This is a genomic window from Paenibacillus sp. 453mf (genome assembly GCF_900116105.1).
GTDB lineage: Bacteria > Bacillota > Bacilli > Paenibacillales > Paenibacillaceae > Paenibacillus > Paenibacillus provencensis.
The window spans coordinates 2,483,992-2,506,105 of record NZ_FPAC01000001.1 but is presented as its reverse complement, the minus strand read 5'-3'; the positions used below and the strand labels follow the sequence as shown (position 1 = coordinate 2,506,105).

Annotated in this window: 24 protein-coding genes; 20 read left to right on the top strand and 4 right to left on the bottom strand. The window is 45.2% G+C overall.

Features of this window, described 5'->3' with window-relative positions; all coding sequences use genetic code 11:
* Positions 1-51: 51 nt before the first annotated feature.
* From metG to BM415_RS11840, 5 genes are all read left to right on the top strand, one after another.
* Complete coding sequence (metG, locus tag BM415_RS11860) at positions 52-2,049, top strand: methionine--tRNA ligase (protein WP_091158229.1); 1,998 nt, start codon at positions 52-54, stop codon at positions 2,047-2,049.
* Positions 2,050-2,257: 208 nt separating this feature from the next.
* Positions 2,258-3,397 (top strand): metal ABC transporter solute-binding protein, Zn/Mn family, encoded by a 1,140-nt coding sequence (locus BM415_RS11855; protein WP_091158228.1) that lies wholly within the window; start codon positions 2,258-2,260, stop codon positions 3,395-3,397.
* 53 nt (positions 3,398-3,450) lie between these two features.
* Positions 3,451-4,200 (top strand): metal ABC transporter ATP-binding protein, encoded by a 750-nt coding sequence (locus BM415_RS11850; protein ID WP_091158226.1) that lies wholly within the window; start codon positions 3,451-3,453, stop codon positions 4,198-4,200.
* Positions 4,201-4,220: 20 nt separating this feature from the next.
* The gene (locus tag BM415_RS11845) at positions 4,221-5,024 is read left to right on the top strand and encodes a metal ABC transporter permease (RefSeq protein ID WP_170862435.1); all 804 of its coding nucleotides are present in this window, start codon (positions 4,221-4,223) and stop codon (positions 5,022-5,024) included.
* Positions 5,025-5,076: 52 nt separating this feature from the next.
* Positions 5,077-5,790 carry a cytochrome c biogenesis CcdA family protein gene (locus BM415_RS11840; RefSeq protein WP_091158224.1) on the top strand — a complete coding sequence of 238 codons (714 nt, stop codon included), beginning with the start codon at positions 5,077-5,079 and terminating at the stop codon, positions 5,788-5,790.
* A 99-nt stretch (positions 5,791-5,889) separates the two neighbouring features.
* Here the strand turns inward: BM415_RS11840 and splB are convergent, their stop codons facing one another.
* A complete protein-coding gene (gene splB, locus BM415_RS11835; protein WP_091158222.1) occupies positions 5,890-6,960 on the bottom strand; it encodes a spore photoproduct lyase in 1,071 nt (356 codons plus the stop codon).
* A 205-nt stretch (positions 6,961-7,165) separates the two neighbouring features.
* Between splB and mntR the strand changes: the two genes are divergently transcribed.
* Both mntR and BM415_RS11825 read left to right on the top strand, forming a co-directional pair.
* Positions 7,166-7,591, top strand: a complete 426-nt coding sequence (mntR, locus tag BM415_RS11830) for a transcriptional regulator MntR (RefSeq protein ID WP_091158220.1) — start codon at positions 7,166-7,168, stop codon at positions 7,589-7,591.
* Between the two features lie 136 nt (positions 7,592-7,727).
* Positions 7,728-9,314: a family 10 glycosylhydrolase gene (locus BM415_RS11825; RefSeq protein WP_091158218.1), complete on the top strand. Its 1,587-nt coding sequence runs from the start codon at positions 7,728-7,730 to the stop codon at positions 9,312-9,314.
* A 79-nt stretch (positions 9,315-9,393) separates the two neighbouring features.
* Here BM415_RS11825 and BM415_RS11820 read toward each other — a convergent pair whose 3' ends face one another.
* Both BM415_RS11820 and BM415_RS11815 read right to left on the bottom strand, forming a co-directional pair.
* Positions 9,394-9,723, bottom strand: coding sequence for a TcpD family membrane protein (locus BM415_RS11820; protein ID WP_091158217.1), 330 nt, complete (start codon positions 9,721-9,723; stop codon positions 9,394-9,396).
* 9 nt (positions 9,724-9,732) lie between these two features.
* Positions 9,733-10,737 (bottom strand): DUF1385 domain-containing protein, encoded by a 1,005-nt coding sequence (locus BM415_RS11815; RefSeq protein ID WP_091158216.1) that lies wholly within the window; start codon positions 10,735-10,737, stop codon positions 9,733-9,735.
* 282 nt (positions 10,738-11,019) lie between these two features.
* On the opposite strand from BM415_RS11815, the gene BM415_RS11810 reads away from it, so the two are divergent.
* From BM415_RS11810 to BM415_RS11790, 5 genes are all read left to right on the top strand, one after another.
* Positions 11,020-11,505 (top strand): YqhR family membrane protein, encoded by a 486-nt coding sequence (locus BM415_RS11810; protein WP_091158215.1) that lies wholly within the window; start codon positions 11,020-11,022, stop codon positions 11,503-11,505.
* A gap of 135 nt (positions 11,506-11,640) precedes the next feature.
* Positions 11,641-12,087, top strand: a complete 447-nt coding sequence (aroQ, locus tag BM415_RS11805) for a type II 3-dehydroquinate dehydratase (RefSeq protein WP_091158213.1) — start codon at positions 11,641-11,643, stop codon at positions 12,085-12,087.
* A 39-nt stretch (positions 12,088-12,126) separates the two neighbouring features.
* Entirely contained in the window at positions 12,127-13,197 is a 1,071-nt protein-coding gene (locus BM415_RS11800; protein WP_091158212.1) for a M24 family metallopeptidase, read from the top strand.
* A 23-nt stretch (positions 13,198-13,220) separates the two neighbouring features.
* Positions 13,221-13,778: an elongation factor P gene (gene efp / locus BM415_RS11795; RefSeq protein ID WP_047911040.1), complete on the top strand. Its 558-nt coding sequence runs from the start codon at positions 13,221-13,223 to the stop codon at positions 13,776-13,778.
* Between the two features lie 249 nt (positions 13,779-14,027).
* Entirely contained in the window at positions 14,028-15,281 is a 1,254-nt protein-coding gene (locus tag BM415_RS11790) for an aspartate kinase (RefSeq protein WP_091158210.1), read from the top strand.
* An 87-nt stretch (positions 15,282-15,368) separates the two neighbouring features.
* Here the strand turns inward: BM415_RS11790 and BM415_RS11785 are convergent, their stop codons facing one another.
* On the bottom strand, positions 15,369-16,106 hold the full coding sequence (locus BM415_RS11785; RefSeq protein WP_091158209.1) for a 2-phosphosulfolactate phosphatase: 738 nt from the start codon (positions 16,104-16,106) through the stop codon (positions 15,369-15,371).
* A gap of 317 nt (positions 16,107-16,423) precedes the next feature.
* Here BM415_RS11785 and spoIIIAA point away from each other — a divergent pair, with 317 nt between their 5' ends.
* The 8 genes from spoIIIAA to BM415_RS11745 are packed head-to-tail and all read left to right on the top strand — an operon-like array spanning position 16,424 to position 22,017.
* Complete coding sequence (spoIIIAA, locus tag BM415_RS11780) at positions 16,424-17,410, top strand: stage III sporulation protein AA (RefSeq protein ID WP_091158207.1); 987 nt, start codon at positions 16,424-16,426, stop codon at positions 17,408-17,410.
* Positions 17,403-17,921, top strand: a complete 519-nt coding sequence (spoIIIAB, locus tag BM415_RS11775) for a stage III sporulation protein SpoIIIAB (protein WP_091158205.1) — start codon at positions 17,403-17,405, stop codon at positions 17,919-17,921. Before spoIIIAA ends, spoIIIAB begins: the two co-directional genes overlap by 8 nt.
* Before the next feature lie 17 nt (positions 17,922-17,938).
* The gene (spoIIIAC, locus tag BM415_RS11770; protein ID WP_091158202.1) at positions 17,939-18,142 is read left to right on the top strand and encodes a stage III sporulation protein AC; all 204 of its coding nucleotides are present in this window, start codon (positions 17,939-17,941) and stop codon (positions 18,140-18,142) included.
* 34 nt (positions 18,143-18,176) lie between these two features.
* A complete protein-coding gene (gene spoIIIAD, locus BM415_RS11765; RefSeq protein WP_091158201.1) occupies positions 18,177-18,566 on the top strand; it encodes a stage III sporulation protein AD in 390 nt (129 codons plus the stop codon).
* Positions 18,567-18,592: 26 nt separating this feature from the next.
* A complete protein-coding gene (spoIIIAE, locus tag BM415_RS11760) occupies positions 18,593-19,783 on the top strand; it encodes a stage III sporulation protein AE (RefSeq protein ID WP_091159211.1) in 1,191 nt (396 codons plus the stop codon).
* A gap of 1 nt (position 19,784) precedes the next feature.
* Positions 19,785-20,543: a stage III sporulation protein AF gene (spoIIIAF, locus tag BM415_RS11755; protein WP_091158199.1), complete on the top strand. Its 759-nt coding sequence runs from the start codon at positions 19,785-19,787 to the stop codon at positions 20,541-20,543.
* 36 nt (positions 20,544-20,579) lie between these two features.
* Complete coding sequence (spoIIIAG, locus tag BM415_RS11750; protein WP_091158197.1) at positions 20,580-21,221, top strand: stage III sporulation protein AG; 642 nt, start codon at positions 20,580-20,582, stop codon at positions 21,219-21,221.
* 55 nt (positions 21,222-21,276) lie between these two features.
* Positions 21,277-22,017 (top strand): SpoIIIAH-like family protein, encoded by a 741-nt coding sequence (locus BM415_RS11745; protein ID WP_091158195.1) that lies wholly within the window; start codon positions 21,277-21,279, stop codon positions 22,015-22,017.
* Positions 22,018-22,114: the final 97 nt, after the last annotated feature.

Sequence of the window (22,114 nt, the reverse complement as noted above, 5' to 3'; positions counted from 1 at the left end):
ATGGTGCTGTAATCCCTTAGTTACATATTAAACATTAGGAGGTATACAAAAGTGACAGACAAGAAAACGTTCTATATTACAACACCGATCTACTATCCCAGCGATAAGCTGCATATCGGTCATGCTTACACTACCGTAGCGGGGGATGCGATCTCAAGATACAAACGCCTAAGAGGCTACGAGGTTCGTTACTTGACAGGTACAGACGAGCATGGACAAAAAATCGAGCAAAAAGCCAAGGCAGCAGGTAAAACGCCGCAGGAGTTTGTTGATCATATTGTCGCAGGAATTCAGGATTTGTGGAAAAAGCTCGAAATCTCAAATGATGATTTTATTCGTACGACGGAGCCGCGACATACATCCATCGTTCAGGACGTGTTTGAGCGTCTGGTTCAGCAGGGAGACATCTATAAAGGTGAATACGAAGGCTGGTACAGTATCCCTGATGAAACCTATTACACGGAGACACAGCTGGTGGATACCGAAAAAGATGCGAATGGCAAGATTATTGGGGGAAAAAGCCCGGACAGTGGTCATCCGGTAGAGCTCGTCAAAGAGGAAAGCTACTTCTTCAAAATGAGCAAATATGCAGATCGGCTGCTTCAATACTATGAAGAGAACCCGGATTTCATCCAGCCGAGATCTCGCAAGAATGAGATGATTAACAATTTCATCAAGCCAGGTCTTGAGGATCTGGCCGTATCCCGCACTAGCTATGAATGGGGAGTCAAAGTATCCAGTGATCCTAAGCATGTGGTGTATGTATGGATTGATGCGCTTCTGAACTACATTACAGCTCTGGGATATGGCAGTGATGATGCTTCCCTGTACGATAAGTTCTGGCCGGCAGATGTTCATTTGATGAGTAAAGAAATCGTACGCTTCCATACGATATATTGGCCGATTATGCTGATGGCGCTGGATCTTCCCCTGCCGAAAAAAGTATTCGCCCACGGATGGCTGCTCATGAAAGACGGCAAAATGTCCAAGTCCAAAGGGAATGTCGTTGATCCAGTGACGCTGATTGATCGCTACGGACTGGATTCCCTACGTTACTATTTGCTGCGTGAGGTACCGTTCGGATCTGATGGAACATTTACTCCCGAGAGCTTCGTAGAGCGTGTCAACTCGGATCTCGCAAATGATCTTGGCAATCTGCTTAATCGGACAGTGGCGATGGTGCACAAATATTTTGAAGGCAAGACGCCTGCATACCAATCCAGAGTGACTGAATTTGACGGCACCATTGAAGAGCTTGCGCTGAGTACTGTAGAAAAAGTGGAAGAGGCAATGGAGAATCTGGAATTCTCTGTGGCACTGACGTTAATTGGTCAATTCATCAGCCGCTGCAACAAGTACATTGATGAAACTCAGCCATGGGTGCTTGCTAAGGATGAGGCGAAACGTGAGGAGCTCGCTTCTGTTATGGCCCATCTGGTGGAGAGCTTGCGTGTAGCATCCATATTGCTGCAGCCGTTCTTAACTCAGGCTCCGCGCAAAATCTGGGAGCAGCTCAACATTCAGGAAGGAGAACTTACCAGCTGGGACAGCACCAAGCAAGCAGGACTTGTTCCAGAAGGGAATGAGCTTCGCAAGGGCGAGCCGATCTTCCCGAGACTGGATGTAGAGCAGGAGGTTGCTTATATTGCGGGTGCCATGTCCGGAGGGACCAAAGCTGAGCCGGCCAAAGAAGCAGATGCCAGCGTGGAAGCACCGGAAGATCTGCCGGAGATCGGAATTGAGGACTTTGCCAAAGTAGAACTGCGTGTTGCTCAGGTTACCGCGTGCGAGCCGGTGAAAAAGGCGGATAAGCTCCTGAAGCTGCAGCTTGATCTTGGTTACGAGCAGCGTCAGGTCGTATCCGGTATTGCGAAGTTCTATTCACCAGAAGAAATGGTGGGCAAGAAAGTCATCTGTGTTACGAACTTGAAGCCGGTGAAGCTGCGCGGCGAATTGTCGCAAGGGATGATTCTTGCTGCCTCCCATGGAGATCAATTGACGCTGGCTACGGTGCCTGAAAATATGCCGAATGGAGCAATTGTGAAGTAAGAGGCCTATATTTTCGTAAGTTATGAAATCGATTCATCCTGCACATAATCATAAAAAGAGGATTTAAAGCTTATAAATGTGAAGAGCGTTCCTTTTGTGGACGCTCTTTTTTTGTTCTAAATAGTTATTGACAAACTTAGGAGGTATGCCTATACTACTATCTGTTAGTAATCATAATGATTACGATTAATTCGATGCGGAGGTTATTATGAAATATAGTTTGTCTGGGAAAAAAGTACGGAATTTAGCCGGGGGAATATTGCTTAGCGCTGTGATGATATTTACAGCGGCATGCGGCGATGAAGCGAACAACGGATCACAAGGGCAAGTTGAAGAGGGCAAGTTTAATGTCGTTACGAGCTTTTATCCTATATATGAATTCGCTAAGACTATAGGCGGGGAAGATGCCAACGTTATTAATTTGCAGCCAGCGGGGGTTGAACCTCATAGCTGGACTCCACGTAGTCAGGATATTGTAACTACTTCCAATGCAGGATTGTTTCTCTACAATGGTGCCGGACTTGAAGCATGGGTACCGAACTTCTTGAAGGGATTGGACAGCGATTCTAATGTTAAATCCGTAGAAGTAACCGAAGGGATCGAGCTTATTGATTCGGAAGGTCATACACATGATCATGGTGTAGAGGAAGCTGCAGATGAACATGCTCATGAAGGTGAAGAGGAAGCTGCAGATGAACATGCTCATGAAGGTGAAGAGCACGCTCATGAAGGCGAAGAGCACGCTCAAGAAGATGAACATGCACATGAAGAGGAGCACACTCATGAAGAAGAAGCTCCAGCATCGGACGACGGACATAACCATGGTTCCACCGATCCGCATACTTGGGTAAGCCCTAAATCAGCAATGATTATGGCAGAAAATATCAAGGACAGCATGGTTGAAGCAGATCCTGAGCACAAAGCAGGCTATGAAGAACGCTATGAGGCACTGAGACTGCAGTTAGAGGATTTGGATGCCAAATTTACAGAGGAACTTTCAAAAGTACCTAACAAAGAGATCGTAGTATCTCACCAAGCGTTTGGTTATCTTGCCCGTGATTACGGCTTGACCCAGCACCCGATTATGGGATTATCTCCTGATGCAGAACCAACAGGACAAGATATTATGAATTTAGCTAATCTGGTTGAAGAAGAAGGGATCGAATATATCTTCTTTGAAGAGATGGTATCTGATAAGCTGGCCAAGACGCTTGCTTCTGAAGCGGGTGTTGATACGATGGTGCTTAATCCGGTAGAAGGCATAACAGAGGAGCAGCTGCAGAACGGTGAAACTTACGTTACTTTGATGGAGAAAAACTTACAAAATTTAGTCACAGCTTTAAAATAGACTAAGAAAATGATAGGATTATATTAATATAAATTAAAAGGATGGAACTCTTGATGCAACCAGCTACAGCACTATGCCATGATCCTGTCCTTGAGCTTAACAATTTATGCTTCTCATACGGTGAACAGCAAGTGATCAAGGATCTGAATATGACCGTGAAAGAACGGGATTTCGTAGGCGTGATTGGATCAAACGGAGCAGGGAAAACGACGCTGATGCGGATGCTCGTTGGACTGTTGCCCCAAGGGTCTGGTGATATTCGAATGTTTGGCACACCAATCGCAAAATTCAAGGATTGGGAACGCATTGGATACGTACCGCAAAAGAACGCCTTTAACCCATTGTTTCCGGCTACGGTTAGAGAAGTCGTACAGTCGGGGCTGTACAACAACAAAAATATATTCCGAAGAATGAGTCAAAAGCATAAGCAGCAATGCGATGATGCGCTTGAAGTCATGCGGATTCAGGATTTGGCTGATAAGAGGATCGGTCAATTGTCTGGTGGTCAACAGCAGCGTACTTTTTTGGCCCGGGCGCTGATTAACCGTCCAGATTTGCTTATCCTTGATGAGCCTACAGTAGGCATTGACGCTGAGACACAGGCGAGCTTCTTCGAGCTCGTTACCCACATGCATCAGCATCATCATATGACTTTCTTAATGGTATCTCATGATATTGATATGATTGAAGGATACCTTGGAAAAGAACCCGAGCAGCAGAACGGCAAGATCAAGTTCTATGCTCGTCATTCACATGATCTGGAGAACTGTGCTCAGACAGATTTACAGCATTCATTGTTATAAGGGTTAAGGAGTCGTGGAAATTGGAAATTCTAATGAGTGAATTTTTTCAGCGGGCGCTGGCTGGCGGGATACTTATTGGTATCACAGCCCCGCTGATTGGTTTGTTTCTTGTGCTTCGCAGATTATCGATGATCGGGGACACCTTGTCGCATGTAACGATTGCGGGGGTGGCCCTTGGTTTTTTACTGGGTGTATACCCGATTGCAGTAGGCCTTATCTTTGCGGTCTTGGCTTCATTTGCTATAGAGAAGCTGCGTAAAGCCTACAAGAGTTACGCTGAATTATCAATTGCTATAATTATGTCCGGGGGAGTAGCGCTTGCTTCCTTATTCTTTACTCTTGGTAAAGGCTATAATGGGGATGTAATGAGTTATTTATTTGGAAGTATTTATACGCTGGATACAACCGATCTGACGGTTGTTGGAATCGTAACCGTTATTGTTATTGCGGTAGTATCTATTTTTCATAAGGAGTTCTTCCTGCTTAGCTTTGAGGAGGATGCGGCAGCTGTTACCGGTCTTCCTACCAAGATTTTGAACATGCTGCTAACCGTGATGACGGCACTGGTGATCAGTACAGCAATTAAGATCGTTGGTGCGCTGCTTGTATCGGCACTATTGACCATTCCGGTTGCTGTCAGTCTCTTGATTGCGAGAAGCTTCAGATCTTCTATTATACTATCTGTCATAATTTCAGAAATTGCCGTCATTGCAGGACTTGTCATTGCAGGTGTCTGGAACCTTGCCCCTGGAGCAACGATTGTTCTCTTGCTTATCGCTATGCTTATTGTCATTATGCTCGGTAAAAAAGGAATTCGGGCTTAAGATATTATCTTGTCCGAATTCTTACATTCGTTCTTAGGGGGGCGTTGTAGTCATGCCTGATGTGAACGTATTATTAGCCTTTTTAGCAGGGGTCGCTTCCTTCTTATCGCCCTGTAGTCTGCCGCTGTATCCATCATATCTGTCCTACATAACGGGTTTATCGGTGCAACAGCTGAAGCATGAGCAGAACAAGCGTGAGGTCCGTATGCGTACATTAAGCCATACACTGGCATTTACCCTGGGCTTTTCCGTCGTATTCTACACACTCGGACTGGGCGCCGGCATCTTTGGCGAATTTTTTCACGAGTATAAGGACTTGATTCGGATGCTGTCCGCGATTCTTATTATGGTGATGGGGTTATTTCTAATTGGGCTGTTTCAGCCGCAGTTATTAATGAAGGAAAGAAAGCTTGATGTCAAATGGAAGCCAGCCGGTTATTTCGGTTCCTTTATTTTCGGCATTGGCTTTTCCGCAGGGTGGTCCCCTTGCATTGGTCCTATTCTTACTGCCATTATTGCTATGGCAGCGACTGAGCCGGGCACCTGGGTTACCCTTATTACAGGATATACAATAGGGTTTGCGCTCCCTTTTTTCTTGCTGGCGTTTTTTGTTGGAACAACAAGGTTTATCAGCAAATATTCAGGTGTACTGATGAAAGTCGGCGGCAGTGTCATGGTGCTGATGGGCATATTGCTCTTTACAGACCGAATGACCCAAATTACGATTTGGCTGCAACGGATTACGCCAGAGTGGATGATTTTCTAAATGGTACTTTAGGTATGTATAGAAGCCCATCAGTCGATGACTGATGGTTTTTTTGCATTTGCGGATTGATCATGCATTCAACGGCTTTTTACCATGAACTTAGGTGAAATAATCGATCTTTGCTTGAGGGAAAGCTTCGAAGATGCGTTCGGTAATAAATTCACGGAGAGCCTGCTGCTGATCTTTGGGGTATACATATTTATATTGTCCCCACTTCCCCCATTTGGTCTCGCGTTTGGCTATATCCATTTCCAGCTTGGATTTGGGATAGCGCTGCTCAATTACATTTTTGGCTGTCTTGGTAAAGCGATGCTGAATCATCTCAAATGTTAAATCCTTTGTCGCATCCTGTGGCAGGTTTTCTTTAAGCCGTTCCAGCAGCTCGCTATAGCCCTTTTCCCAGCCGTCATACCAAATAATAGGGGCGATAATAAATCCGAGCGGATAACCGGCATGAGCTATTTTTCCTGCGGCTTCAATACGTTCTTCGAATCGGGAAGTGGCAGGCTCAAAATTCTTAATCACATACTCGGCATTCACGCTGAATCGAATACGCGTATGGCCGTTATGCTTAATGTTAAGTAGTGGATCTACATGATGATATTTGGTAACGAACCGAAGTCGTCCAAACTCTTCATCAGCCATAAAGCGAATGAGATCGCCAAGGCTCCCTGTAATATGTTCAAGCCCGACAGGGTCGGAAGTACAAGCAGCTTCAAACCGGGTAATTTCCGGCTTGCGTACTTCAATATAATCCTTCGCCGCATGCAGTATATCCTCTGTGTTCACATATACACGAATATAGGGCTTGCTCCCAAGCGTGGTTTGCAGGTAGCAGTAGTGACAATGTCCCATGCATCCTGTAGATATCGGAATCGCATATTCGGCAGAGGGCTTAGATTGATCGAATTTAAGCGTTTTGCGGAGGCCAACCACGAGGGTTCTTTTGGCAATACGGTATTTCTCCTGATCCGTCTCCCCTGGCAGATTCGTAATTCGGTTGTGCGAAGTGGTCATTCGATATTCAATATTATGAGCTTTGACCCATTCCATAATGCGTTTGCCTTTATCATATTCAAGTGCCTGTGGTTCAAAATAAACTAAATCAGGAACAAAGGGAGCTGTAGGCTTAAGCTTGCGTTTAGGCTTTTCCGGAACGAGTAACGTCATGGGTTGTTGGCTCCTCTCCCTATATTCAATTCTTTGTTATTGTGCCATCGGTGTGTTCACATTAAGCGTGGTAAGTTAAGTCATGTAAGGAGCGCTTGTCAGGCTTTAAGACTTGCAAATCGCAAGTGATAACATGTATCATTACAAGAGCAAAGTTGTGCGATCGAATCAGACGCTAGTTCATAAATGAAAAGAGGTAAGGCAAATGCCAACGCCCAGTATGGAAGATTATTTGGAGCGAATTTATAAGTTAATTGACGAGAAGGGCTATGCGCGTGTATCCGATATAGCTGAGGGGCTGGAAGTCCATCCTTCCTCTGTAACCAAGATGATCCAGAAGCTGGATAAAGACGAATATTTGATCTATGAAAAATACCGCGGACTCGTGCTGACGCCAAAAGGCAAAAAGATGGGCAAGCGTCTAATGGACCGTCATGAGCTGCTTGAGGAATTTTTAACGATGATTGGCGTCAAGAAAGAGAATATCTATACAGATGTTGAAGGGATAGAGCATCATTTGAGCTGGGATTCCATTACATGCATCGAAACACTTGTCGAGTATTTTCGCAGAGACAACGCCAGGTTAGAGGATTTACAGAATGTGCACAAAGAATTGACAAACGAATCATAGAGGAACACCGTCCTGATTAAATTCCGGGACCGGTGTTTTTCTTTTTATCCGCAACTAACCGAATATAACCCGCGTCTATATTCATAGGAAATGGTTTATTTTTCTAAATACCAATGCTATGGAGGACAAGGGTTGTATGAGGAGATTGAAACAATGCATCGCATTATTGCTAGTCTGTTTGCTGGCATTTCAAGGGGGAACTGTAACATTCGCAGCCAGTACGTCAGCAATTACAATCTATTTGGATGGAGAGAAGCTGGAGACGGACGTTGCCCCTTATATTGTGCCTAAAGTCAATGTCACGATGGTGCCGCTTCGTGTAATTAGTGAAGGCATTGGCGCTTCGGTAGGGTGGAATCAGGCGTCCAAAACAGTTCGGATTCAGGGGTTTGGCAATGACTTGTCGCTGACACAAGGGAAGACCACGGCGATTGTAAATGGAAGAACGGTGCAGTTGACCGCGAATGTGACCAACACTCAAAACCGTGTGATGGTGCCGATTCGTTTTGTCAGCGAGCATCTGGGCCTTATTGTGAAATGGAATCAATCGGCCAAGACCATTCACCTCACTTCTACAAATTTGTGGCCGACTGATCCGGAAATTCCGATTGTACCTGGAGAACCGGAGGATCATGATATGAGAGGCGCGTGGATATCCACCATTAACGGTGACTGGCCGAAATCAGGCTCAGTGAACAATGTCGAGAAGCAAAAGAGAGACTTTATCCAGGAGCTCGATAAGCTGGAATCTATGGGCATCAATGCCGTATTTGTTCAATTGAGAGGCGCTGCCGATGCAATATATCCTTCCACACTTGTTCCCTGGAACAAGGTATTGACAGGCACACAAGGTGTAGATCCAGGATATGATCCTGTCAGCTTTATGATTGAGGAGGTACATAAACGGGGGATGGAATTCCATGCTTGGTTTAATCCTTTCCGAGCTAATACGACAGCCGACAGCAGCAAGAACGCAGCCAAGCATGTAGTGAACCAGCATCCGGAATGGATCGTTACAGCAAAGAATCAGATGTACATTAATCCGGGCATTCCCGAAGCAAGACAGCATATTATTGATGCCATTATGGAAGTTGTGAATCGCTATGACATTGATGGGGTTCATTTGGACGATTATTTCTATCCATCAAATGTTACCTTTAATGATGCTGCTGCCTTCAAAGCGTACAATATCAACAACTATAAAGATATTAATGACTGGCGTGTAGATAACATTAATAGGTTCGTTCAATCACTTGGGGAACAAATCGAAGCCTCCAAACCTGGAGTCGAGTACGGGATTAGTCCCTTCGGCGTGTGGAGAAATATCGCAGACGACCCGACAGGCTCGAATACGAAAGCTGGCGTGACAGCTTATGATGACATGCATGCCGATGTTCGTACCTGGATACAGGAGGAATGGATTGATTATGTTGCTCCGCAAATCTATTGGAGCTTGTCGCTTCCAGCTGCGAGATACGATATTCTGGTTGACTGGTGGGTTGATGAGGTGACAGGGACGGACGTAGATCTGTATATTGGTCACTCACCATATAAGCTGGGAACTTCAGAAGCAGGCTGGCATACAGCGAATGAAATTATTAATCAGCTCAAATACAATGAGCAATATCCAGAAGTAGATGGCGATATTTACTTTAGTGCACAATATCTGACCAAGAATCCGCTCGGCTTGGTTGAGGCCCTGCAAAACTATTACGGCAAATGAACTGATATTTTGGATTCCTAAAAATTTGAGCCCCAACCTAAAAAGTCCTTTGACCTGCTTAAGGTCAAAGGACTTTATGCTAATGATATTTTGGTAGCTCATCGTCATTTTTGCTTTTCTTTTGTCCTTCAATGACATGAAATGGGTAGCTCTTGCGCTTATTCGCTGACGGTCCGGATCTATGTCCTGACTTGTTCCGTTCAAGCTTTGCCATCGTTGCCTTGGAAGGCTTAACCTTGGGATGTCTGCCAGTCAATGCCCGTGGTGGTCTCTTATAAAACCAGAAGATGAGTCCGCCCAGAATCAGGGGAAAGATCAAGGCAGCCCATTCACCCCGCTGAAAATGCTCATATAAACCGAAGACCGCCAATATGATGATGGTCCAAAAAACCAAAGCATGCTTAATCATGTCAGATCCTCATCCTTTCACAGGATCAAGATTACCGCTAGTTACACTGAACGTTGCGGGTGATTTTTCAAATTCCGCATCAAGCTCGCGCATACGGTTAAAGGAAGCAATCGATACTTCAACCTGCTCATTCGTTGGTTCCTTCGTTGTCAGGAGCTGAAGCCACAGACCCGGATAACCAAGGAAGCGAAGAACCGGTATATCTCTTACTGCGTTTGTAAACTTTAATACTTCAAATGAAACACCGAGTACGATCGGCAAGAGCATGAGCCGCTGTCCTACACGTTCCCATACATTATCGTAAGGGAATGGAATCGAGAATACAGAATAGACAAGAACACCGACAATAACACTGAGTACCAAGAAGCTGCTTCCGCATCTGTAGTGGAGACGGCTGAATTTCTGCACACTTTCCGGTGTGAGCTCAGCGCCAGCTTCATATGCACTTATTACTTTATGCTCCGCACCATGATATTGAAACAATCGCTTAATGGTTGGTGTCATGGATAAGAAGTAGAGGTAAGCAAAGACAAGCAGGATCTTAATAATTCCTTCAATAAAAGTATGACCGAACCGGCTGATCGACAGGCTGCCAAATAGAAAATCTTCTATAAATACCGGAACCGCCGTCAATACCACTTTGCCAAATACAAAGGATAAGATACCCACGGCAGCAACGCCGATAATCATCGACAAACTCCAGCCAGAATCTTCATCCTCTTGAGACTTCGCACGATCTTCTGGTGTCAGCTCGTCGTCTGCGTATGCATCTGCCGAATAATTTAAATGCCTGGTTCCCTTGGCGCTGGAATCAATCAGACTCACAATTCCCCGCAGAAAAGGGACTTTCCGCAATTTGGTGACCCAGGACTTGTCTTGCTTAGGCACTTCAAGAAAAGTGATTTCTTGGTTTTTGCGACGTACTGCAGTGACATTCACGTGCTTCCCGCCGAACATGACCCCTTCAATTACGGCTTGACCGCCATAAGCCATTGGCTTTGATTCTTGAGGCAAAGAGCTCACCTTCCTATTCTTAACTTCGATTGTTTACATTGTATCGAATTCCGCCAGCAATTTCTAGTTCTGACTAGTCTTCAGTAATTTGAACATACTACAAGTTGTAACAAGGTTCTTCACGAGAGCGTATTTCTTGTCAGTTGCTGAAGCTCGAGTCATACATAGCTGTTGGTTATCAGATGCAATAGTGTGGTTGTGTTTATGTACGAGCTGCAGCACAAAAAGTTGCGGGTCTCTTAGATCGAAGATATATAATTACATAAGCTGCGGGAGGATTTTATGAATCACATAGAACAGCGAAGACAAATTACGAATCCATTTGCTTTTGCCTTGGAGATCGGCTTTTTTGCAGGCTTGATATGGGGAGGCATTCAGTGGATATTTTACTATTTTAATTTTACTGTCGTACCGATCGGTTTTTTGGCGGAGCCTTTCTTTAAGCATGCTTATATATATAAAGTTCAGGGACATTTTATCGGGTGGTTATTTTTCATCGTCTTTTCACTGCTTGCCTCCATTATTTATACGTACCTGTTCCGAAAGCGGAAGGGGCCTATTCCCGGACTGATCTATGGACTTGCCTGGTGGATCATTCTCTTTGTATGGATTGGCCCTTGGACAGGGATGATGAAGCCTTTAAACCAGCTGACCTGGGATTCCATTTTTAGCGAAGTCTGCTTGTTTCTGCTGTGGGGATTGTTCATAGGTTACAGCGTCGCGATGGAGTTTACGGATGAACGTAAAAGAGAGCCAGAAATGGTCTAATGATAAACGAGTAGGTAATATGCTATTCACCGAACGCTCATCACTGCTGACGTGGAGCAAAAAAGCTTCTCAATCCAATATCCGGTATGGTAAAATAGCAGATGGTTATTTGCAGGAAAGGTGGTGCGCGGGGGTATGAAGCGGATTCTGGTCATGAACGGCCCGAACCTGAATATGCTTGGTGTGCGTGAGCCTGGTATTTATGGTAAGCAGAGTCTTCAATCCATTGAAGAGATGCTTCGTGCTCAGGCAGAGAAGCTTTCCGTATCCATTACTTTTTATCAATCGAATCATGAAGGGGAACTTATCGACCGAATTCATGCTTCCTTGGGGGAAGTTGACGGAATATTGCTGAATGCAGGTGCCTTTACTCACTACAGCTACGCTATTCGCGACGCTTTGGGCGCAGTTAAAATTCCTGCCATTGAACTTCATCTGTCTAATATTCATGCGCGTGAGTCTTTCCGACATACATCGGTCATTGCACCGGTAACGATCGGACAAATTTCCGGTTTCGGGGCTTACAGCTATGAACATGCTCTAAACGCGATGTACCGCTATTTGGAGATCCAAGACTGTTAGATCGATCGAAGGAACGTGGCGAAGAAAGAAGGTATAATCATGGGGAACAACCGAGTGTTGAAATTGCGTAAGGCGATGCAAGAGTCTCAGCTGGAAGCGTTCTTGGTCACCAGTCCTATTAATAGACGATACATGACCGGGTTTACGGGTTCAGCAGGATATGTATTAATTACGCTTGAGCAAGCCTATTTGCTTACGGATTTCCGTTACATGACACAAGCTCCTCAGCAGGCGGCAGGCTACACGGTAGTGGAACATGCAGCGAAGCCGATGATTACAGTTAAAGAGCTGCTGGATAAAGAAGGGATTAAGTCTCTCGGTTTTGAACAGGATTTGGTCACTTTCTCTACGTATGGGTTGTATTCAGAGCAGCTGAAGCCAGTTTCTCTTGTGCCTGTCAGCGGCCTGGTTGAGAAGCTGCGGATATACAAGGATGAGAACGAGATTGCCATCATGCAGCGTGCTGCGGATTTGGCTGACTTGACTTTTTCACATATCCTGAATGTGATCAAGCCGGGAATGACAGAGCGTGAAGTGGATCTGGAAATGGAATTCTTCATGCGCAAAAATGGTGCAGCATCATCTTCGTTCGATACGATTGTAGCTTCTGGCGAACGTTCGGCAATGCCACATGGGGTTGCCAGCGGCAAAGTGATTGAAACGTCAAACTTTGTTACTTTTGATTTTGGAGCACTTCTTGACGGATATTGTTCGGACTTAACGCGGACCATTGCAATCGGCAATCCTGCAGACAAGCTGCTAGAGATCTACGATATTGTATTGGAAGCCCAATTACATACTTTGGAACATATAAAGCCGGGTATGACAGGAAGAGAAGCGGATGCTCTCGCAAGAGATATTATTACGAAATATGGCTATGGAGACCAGTTCGGTCACAGTACCGGACATGGACTAGGCATGGAGGTTCATGAATCTCCTAGGCTGTCCAAGCTGAGCGATGATATTCTTGAGCCTGGTATGGTCGTTACCGTGGAGCCGGGTATTTATCTGCCTGGTATCGGCGGTGTACGAATTGAGGATGATGTCGTGATTACAGAATCAGGGATTCGCCTGCTCACGCATTCCAAAAAGGAACTTTTGAAGCTGTAACTATTATTAGGAGGGGTTTTTTAGTGATTTCAGTAAACGATTTTAAAACAGGCTTGACAGTAGAGGTTGACGGAGATATCTTTACGGTCCTTGATTTCCAGCACGTTAAACCAGGTAAAGGTGCGGCATTTGTTCGCTCTAAGCTTAAAAACCTGCGTAACGGCAACACAGTAGAGAGAACTTTCCGCGCTGGTGAAACGATTGGACGCGCTCAAATCGATAACCGCGGTGTATCTTACCTCTATGCAAGCGGTGATGAGCATACCTTCATGGATAACGAAACATATGACCAATTTACACTGACTAGCGATCAGCTCGAATGGGAACTCAACTTCCTCAAAGAGAACATGAACGTAAACATCATCAGCTATCAAGGTGAGATCCTGGGTATTAACCTGCCTAACTCTGTTGAGCTGAAAGTTGTTGAAACAGAGCCTGGAATCAAAGGTAATACAGCAACTGGTGCTACCAAAAATGCAAAAGTGGAAACAGGTCTGAACGTACAGGTTCCTCTCTTCATTAACGAAGGCGATGTTCTGATCATCGATACTCGCGAAGGTAAATATAACTCCCGCGCGTAAATGATGGACACTTGTAAGTTAATCAATTAGTATAATGCGGCACTATCCTCTGCTTAAGATTCATTCGGCAGGGGATATTGTTTTATTATGATGAATTCAATATTTTTACAGCAGCATCTTTACTGATTTACCGTAAAAAAGGGTTACAACATAGCGCTATTCGTATTATACTGTTTAGAAGCAAGGTAAGCTTTAGGCTTGCTTATGGTTTACAATCTTACGTTACATACTGTAGGGAGTGAGTTCGGTTTGTCTTTGTTCGTAATGAAATTCGGAGGCAGTTCTGTTGGAGATACAGAACGGATGCAGAGGGTAGCCAAACGTGTTGCCGAGAAACAGGATGAGGGGCATAAATGTGTAGTTGTCGTTTCAGCAATGGGAGATACAACAGACGATTTAATTGATCAAGCGAAATTGTTAAATAACAAGCTTCCGGCACGGGAACTGGATATGCTGATGACGACAGGTGAGCAAATTTCAATTGCGATGCTGTCCATGGCTATACAGCAGCTCGGCCGAGAAGCGGTTTCATATACAGGCTGGCAGGCAGGATTTGTGACGGAGCCGGTACATGGCAAAGCGAGAATTACGGATATTAATCCGGAGAAGGTTCTGCGTTCACTTGATGAAGGCAAGATCGTTATTGTGGCAGGTTTCCAGGGTATTACGGCAGATGGTGAAATTACGACACTAGGCCGAGGCGGCTCGGATACGACGGCTGTAGCTCTAGCCGCTGCAATTAAGGCGGATGCCTGTGAGATTTATACCGATGTAGATGGTGTATATTCGACAGATCCTCGGATCGTCAAAGTAGCTCGCAAGCTCAAAGAAATTTCATACGATGAAATGCTTGAACTGGCTCACCTCGGTACAGCGGTTCTGCATCCGCGGGCAGTAGAGTATGCGAAGCATTCTAAGGTGCCTTTGGTTGTACGTTCAAGCTTTAACTATAATGAAGGAACGGTTGTGAAGGAGGAAGCTGCATTGGAACAGGGAGTAGTGGTAAGCGGAATTGCTTATGATAAAAACGTAGCACGAATCAGTATTCTAGGAGTAGAGGATATTCCGGGTGTGCTAGCCGGCATGTTCGGTGCATTGGCTCAAGCCCAAATTGACGTTGATATTATCGTACAGAGCGGTATCAGTAACGGCAAAGCCGACTTCTCCTGCACTGTAGCCCTGGATGATCGCGAGCGTGCAATTGAGGTCATCAATGGAATGAAGCTGGTGCTTCCTTACCGTGAAGTTACTTTTGAAGAGAACTTGGTTAAAGTATCCATCGTTGGAGCAGGTATGGTCAGCCATCCAGGAGTTGCAGCTCAAATGTTTGATGTTATTTCTAAACAGGGCGTCAACATCAAAATGGTGAGTACATCTGAGATTAAAGTATCCTGTGTCATTGAAGGCAACAAGCTGAACGAAGTCATTCAAGCGCTGCATACGGCTTATAATCTGGACACGGATGTCAAGGCATTTGTGGGTGGTCCGCAGGATCGCAGATAACGAAGTGTGCGAAGCACAACGTTTTACTTGTTACATGTTAATTAATAGCTGTCAAGAACTTATCGGACAGCCTGGAAGATCTGCACATTAATTGTGCAGATCTTTTTTTGTTGTCCAAGGTCTGATCACTTGGTCGCTCTCAAGTACAGGCACGATAGAGCAGATATTGGTCTCCAAACAGTAATCCACATCCAAGGCATGGCCTTGCTTGATAAGACGTTTTGCTTCGTTGCCTTCATACAGTACCTTCTTCAGCTGATCTTTGTTGTGAAGGTATGCTTGATGGACCGTTATACCGAGATCGTTAGAACGCACCTGCTGCTGGGTCATATGTTTCAGATCATCAATAAGCATTCCGGCGCATAATCCATCCTCAAGGGCAAATCGATCCTGGCTTCCTGCACATAATAGTACTACATCGCGATCTAGATGAACCAAAGCGTCAGCGCACGCCTTTGCATTGAGAAAGGATGCAGAGAAGACGTTTAGAGCTTTAGCGGCTTTTATTAACGCTCTTGTTCCATTTGTCGTCGTCAGAATCACATTTTTTCCTTGTATCAATTCTTTCGTATATTCCAAAGGTGAGTTGCCCGCATCAAAACCCGTTATTTTTTTGCAGAATCGTTCCCCTCCAAGAAACATATCTTCATATTGAAGCTGCTTGGCCTGTGGCACCGTTTCAACCGGAATCACACAGGCTGCCCCGTGGGCGAGCGCCGTAACGATGGTGCTGGAAGTTCGAAATACATCAATAACGACGGCGCTTCGGTGTACCAGATCTTCAGATCTTATCTCACTGACACTTGCAACGACATCAATGCGCAAAAAAATCACCTCCCTTACGCGCTTCTTCCACCTCAGTCAATGAAATGGGAGTCTGTTAACTTACCATATGCACAATGAACAGGGCAGGTGCCTATGGAGTCTCAGCTCTTGCTCGTTATTTATATCAGTGGATCTAAGAATGTCTCCCGGATTAATAGAGGTGATATAGACAGTGCTATTTTTCCTCTTAACTAATGTATAAAAAATTGATAGATTCCCGTCATAAAAAACAGATACAGGCATACATATGGGTTAAGACCAACAAAAACGAACCGGAGTAGCTCTCAGAAAAGTGTACGAGTTAAGGGGGTGCTTATATGAAATGGTTGGACCTGTTCCCGACTCCATTAAAAACAATATTGGAATATATTCCTCAGCAGCTGCTAGAAACGCTTGAAGAAATAAGAATTCGGGAAGGCAGACCGATGGAGATCAATACAAATGGCGAACATTATTTCGTTACGAAACAAGGTAAGCCGTCTAAAAATCCGAGTGAAGCGTACAAGCCTTCAAGAGATGACACCTATCGTTTTCTAGATCTGATCAGCAACCATTCCCTTTATACATTGGAAGAAGAATTGAGAAAAGGCTTTATTACGGTTCCAGGAGGACACCGGATTGGACTAGCTGGCAGAACCGTTTTAAAGGGAGGGAAGGTTGAGCATCTGAGAGATATTAGCGGGTACAACATTCGAATTGCGAAGGAAATCAGAGGAGCAGCTGACAGGCTGATGCCGCACATTCTGGACCGACAGTCCTTACGAATCAAGCATACTCTTATCCTATCTCCTCCGCAGCAGGGAAAGACAACGCTCCTTCGCGATATGTCAAGGCAGATCAGTGCGGGAAGCAATGAACGAAAGAGCTTTAAGGTAGGCATTGTGGACGAGCGCTCAGAAATAGCAGGCAGCTATAAAGGGGTCCCGACTTTTGATGTTGGTCCAAGAACTGATGTGATGGATGCCTGTCCGAAGGCTGAGGGGATGATGATGCTGATTCGCTCCATGTCACCGGAAGTGCTCATCGTGGATGAGATCGGACGGGAGGAAGACGCAGGGGCGATCAAGGAAGCACTGGGTGCAGGGATATCCATAATCGCTTCAGCCCATGGAAGAGATATTTCCGAGCTTAAACGCAGACCTGCGTTGCAGGAGCTGATGAGCGAAGATTATTTCCAATTAATCGTCATTCTAGATCGAACAGGAAAAAGGTTTCAGTACAAAATTTCCGATACGAAGCAGAAGAGTATGCATCATCAAGGCATGCATCAGCAAGGGATTACCACAGGAGGCACTTATGCTTAAGCTGGTAGGTTCCGTCCTCATTTTATTGTCAGGGACACTTGCAGGATTTTATCAGGCGAATCAATTTGCATCACGACCGAAGCAGATCAGGGAGCTGACATTGATGCTGCAGCGACTCTTGACAGAGATCAATTACAGCTACAGACCGCTTGCAGAAGCCTTGAACAAAATTGGCAATCAGGCAAGTGAACCGCTGGGACGTTTGTTTATCTCTGCTGCCGAATATATGAATTCTTCACAAGGTCTGTCAGCCCAAGAAAGCTTCCAGCAAGCGATGAATCGCTACTGGAGCCGAACGGCGATGAAGCAGCCGGAAAAAGAAGCGATTCGTCAGCTCAGCTACAGCCTTGGAACGAGCGACCGGGAAGAGCAGAACAAACATATCACCCTTGCAATCCAGCAGCTGAATCATGAGGAATCATCGGCCCGAAACGATCAAATAAAGTATGAAAAGATGAGCCGCAGTCTTGGACTTCTGGTCGGGGCGCTGATCGTCATCCTGATCCTATAGCGAGGTGCCATACTCAAATGAATTTAGAAGTAAACGCAATATTTCAGATCGCAGGCATCGGTATTATCATAGCGATGATCCATACGGTGCTCAAGCAAATGGGCAAAGAAGATATGGCACACTGGGTTACCGTGATCGGATTTGTCGTTGTGCTCTTCATGGTTGTTCGCATGCTCGACAATTTGCTTCAGGAGATCAAGTCTATATTCTTGTTCTATTAAAGCAGGCTTAAGGTGAACAAAAGGTGATCAAAACATGGAAATTATACAAATCGTAGGACTTGGACTAGTCGCGACCATCCTGATCTTGATTGTTAAAGAGCAAAAGCCAATGTTTGCTTTTCTGATTGCAACCACAGCCGGGATTCTTATCTTTCTGTTCGTTATTGGCAAGATTGGCAGCGTCATCGGAGTGCTGGAACGAATGGCTGAATCCTCGGGAATGGATGAAGTGCATCTGAAGACCATTCTCAAAATTATAGGCATTGCTTATATTGCAGAGTTTGGAGCACAGATTGTAAGAGATGCAGGCCAGGAAAGCATTGCTTCAAAAATCGAGCTTGCCGGCAAGGTGTTGATTCTGGTACTCGCTGTGCCGATTATCAGCATTATTATCGAAACGGTAATGAAGCTGCTGCCGGTTTGAAATAGAGGCGGAGGATAAAGGATGTGATAAACAAGACCCATCACCGTCAGGATAAACGAATCATTATCGTATTTGTCATCTGTTTTTTCTTTGCCTTGGGTACGAATGTATTCGCAAGCTCACCTGTTACGGACTGGGCTGGAGAACAACTGGAACAGCTGCCCACTGAGCAGGTCGAGAAATATTGGCAGTCCCTAATTAATGACTATGGCGGTTTTTTTCCTGAGGGACAGCTGCCCTCCTTCATGGACATGCTTCTTCCCGGCGGAGAAGGACTAAGCCTTAAAAATATATTTACCGCTATCGGAAGATTTCTGCTCCATGAAATTTTGTTTAACGGAAAGCTGCTGGTCACCATTATTATGCTGAACATTATGAGCATGATTCTAGAAACTCTCCAGACGGCTTTTGAGAAGAGCACGATCAGCAAGGTGGCTTATGCAATCTGTTATATGGTCATTGTTGTGATCTCGATCAACAGCTTTAACGTTGCTATAGGGTATGCAAAAGGTGCGATCGATCAGATGATAGACTTCATGCTTGCCATGATTCCTCTGTTGTTTGCGCTTCTGGCTTCCATGGGAAATATCATTACCGTATCTGTTACTCATCCACTGATTGTGTTCATGATACACACCATCAGTATGGTGATCTATAAAATTGTGTTTCCTCTGCTGTTTTTCTCAGCGGTTTTACATCTGGTCAGCTCATTAACTGACAAATTCAAGCTTACGCAGCTGGCGAATCTGCTCCGCATGATCGGAGTAGGATTACTCGGTGTGGTCCTGACGATCTTTCTAGGTGTCATCTCAGTGCAGGGGGCTACCAGCTCAGTAGCCGATGGCGTGACGATTAGAGCTGCCAAATATGTGTCCGGCAATTTTGTTCCTGTCGTGGGGAAGGTGCTGGCCGATGCAACGGATACTGTAATTTCTGCCTCGCTTCTCGTGAAGAACTCGATTGGACTGGCGGGAGTCATTATCATCTTGTTCATATGTGCTTTTCCAGCGTTGAAGATTCTGACACTGGCACTTATTTATAACGTAGCGGCAGCGATCATGCAGCCTCTTGGCGATACTCCGATCGTTGGATGCCTCCAGGCCATAGGTAAAAGCTTAATCTACGTATTCGCTGCTCTGGCGGCGGTGAGTCTCATGTTCTTTCTGGCCATTACGATTATGCTGACAGCAGGAAATATGACGGTGATGTTGAGGTGAGATGATGGAATGGCTCAGCGGATGGCTCAGGGAAATAATATTGGTGGTACTTCTTTCCACATTTGTGGATATGCTTCTACCGAACAAATCCATGGAACGATATGTAAAATTAGTGCTGAGTCTGCTTATTCTGCTTACACTGATTTCACCGATCATCAATTTATTTAACCGGGAATCAAATGAGAGATTAAGTGCCGCCTTAACGGATTGGGGCGGAGGCTCTACAGAGGAGCAGGACATGACACTTGCCGAGATTATGGACAAAGGTAGAGAGTTAACACAGCAGCATGAAATGAGTGCCATGAACTGGGCAGCCGCCGAAGTTGCGGATCAGATGAAGGCACAGATTGAGCAGGAATCGCAGATGCCCGTAAAGTCTGTTACTGTGCAGCTCGGAGCTCTTGAGAAATCCGGAAGGAAGTCAGAGGAGACAGGGATTACAAGCGTGGAAGTCGTCATTGCTGAGACCTATTCGGAGCAGGAGGCAGAGCAAGGACAGCAGGGCAATACAGGGGAGCAAAATCCTCTAGAAGAGACGAATGAGCTTGGACCCATCTATATTCAGCCTGTCGAGACGAGTGATATTCAAGTGAATGCATCGGAGACAATGAGTACGCCTGACCAAGAAACAACTACGGATGACGAGGTTATTTCGGCCATGACAACGACAGAAATCAACCTCATTGAAGAGCTGCTTGAACAGGAATGGGAAGTGAATCCTGAGCGGGTTCGGGTCCTTATTCCTTCTACAGATAATTGATTTTTGAACTTAGGATGATATAAGCGAGGTGAGAGAATGGGAAAGCTAAGAGATCAAGTAAATAAATGGCTTGGATCAGGCGAGGATGGAACGGCAAAGCGCGGACAGACTTTTCGCTGGTTAATCATTGTGGGTCTGATTGGCGTTGCCATCGTGATCCTCAGTTCATTTGTTAATGTCAAAGAGATTGAACCAGAGAACGTTGGACGAGAACCGCCGCAGGAGACCAGTGTACAGTCAGCTTTTGAGTCTGCCGTTAATGAAGCCACCCCTTTTGATACGATCGAAAGATCGTTTGAGGATAAAATGAAAGGAATCCTTGAGCAAATCGTTGGTGTGGGAACCGTGGATATTATGGTGACCATTGATTCTACCGAAGAGATTATCGTTCAACGTAACATGCAGGACTCTCAGCAAAATACGGAGGAGACCGACGCAAATGGCGGAGAGAGGAATATCACACAATATACCCGCAACGGTGAAATTGTTACTTACAACGAATCCGGTGATGAGGTACCGATCATTACGAAGAAGATCAAGCCTCAGGTGCGAGGAGTGCTCGTTGTTGCCAAGGGTGCAGAGAACAAAGTTGTTAAGGATCTTATCGTGGAAGCAGTGGAGAAAGGTCTGAACGTTCCGTCGTACAGAATTTCAGTAGTGCCTAGAAAACAGCAATAAAGTATACATCTAATGCTTGACCTTAATCTTGATCCAATGTGGGAGGAATTCAAAAATGAAAAACAAAAGACAAACGATATGGCTCGTATCGATGCTTAGTCTGATGGTTGTTCTATCCGCTTATTACTTATTCACTGATGATTCAGGATCATCCAATCAGACAGCAGAGTCCGGACAGATGGGGAATGCCGAAGAAGCTTCTGCTCAAAATCCGCTGGAAGGATTTGTATTGAACGAAGTTGTAACGGAAGAACAAGCAACAGGTGAGCAGACGGACGAAATGGGAGCACCGGTAGATCCTGCGGAAGAATCAGCTGCAAGTGGTGAACAAACGGATGCGTCCGTACCGAGCACTGAAGGCACAGATGCTGACACAACAACGGAGGAAGCCAAGACTGACGAGGATGTGCTTAACCAGCTGGAATCTCAAGATGAAGCGAATTCAGCAATCACTGTTTTCGAAAATTATCAATGGGAACGTTCTTCAGAGAATAGCAAGCTTGAGAATGAACTGACGGCTGCGGCATCCGACGCGACAAAGACACCGGAAGAAAATGCAAAAGCTTTGGAGCAACTGCGTATATTAGAGGAAAAAAATGAGAAAATACTAGGTATTGAGGAACAGCTCTCCCAGCAGTATGCAAACGCGATTGTTCAAGAGGAAGAAGATGAGTACAAGGTAGTTGTCATCAGTGAGAAGCTTGCGGCGATCGACGCTGTAAATATTGTTGATCTGGTCATCAGCGAGCTTGATGTAACACAGGACAAAGTCAGCGTTCAATATGTCAAAGAATAAATAAGCTGCAAGCAAGTTGGGAAGCGCCCAGAATCCCTTAATTCTTGGGCTCTTTCCATTTTTAGCGTTTGTGATATAATACATAAAGTTATGACTG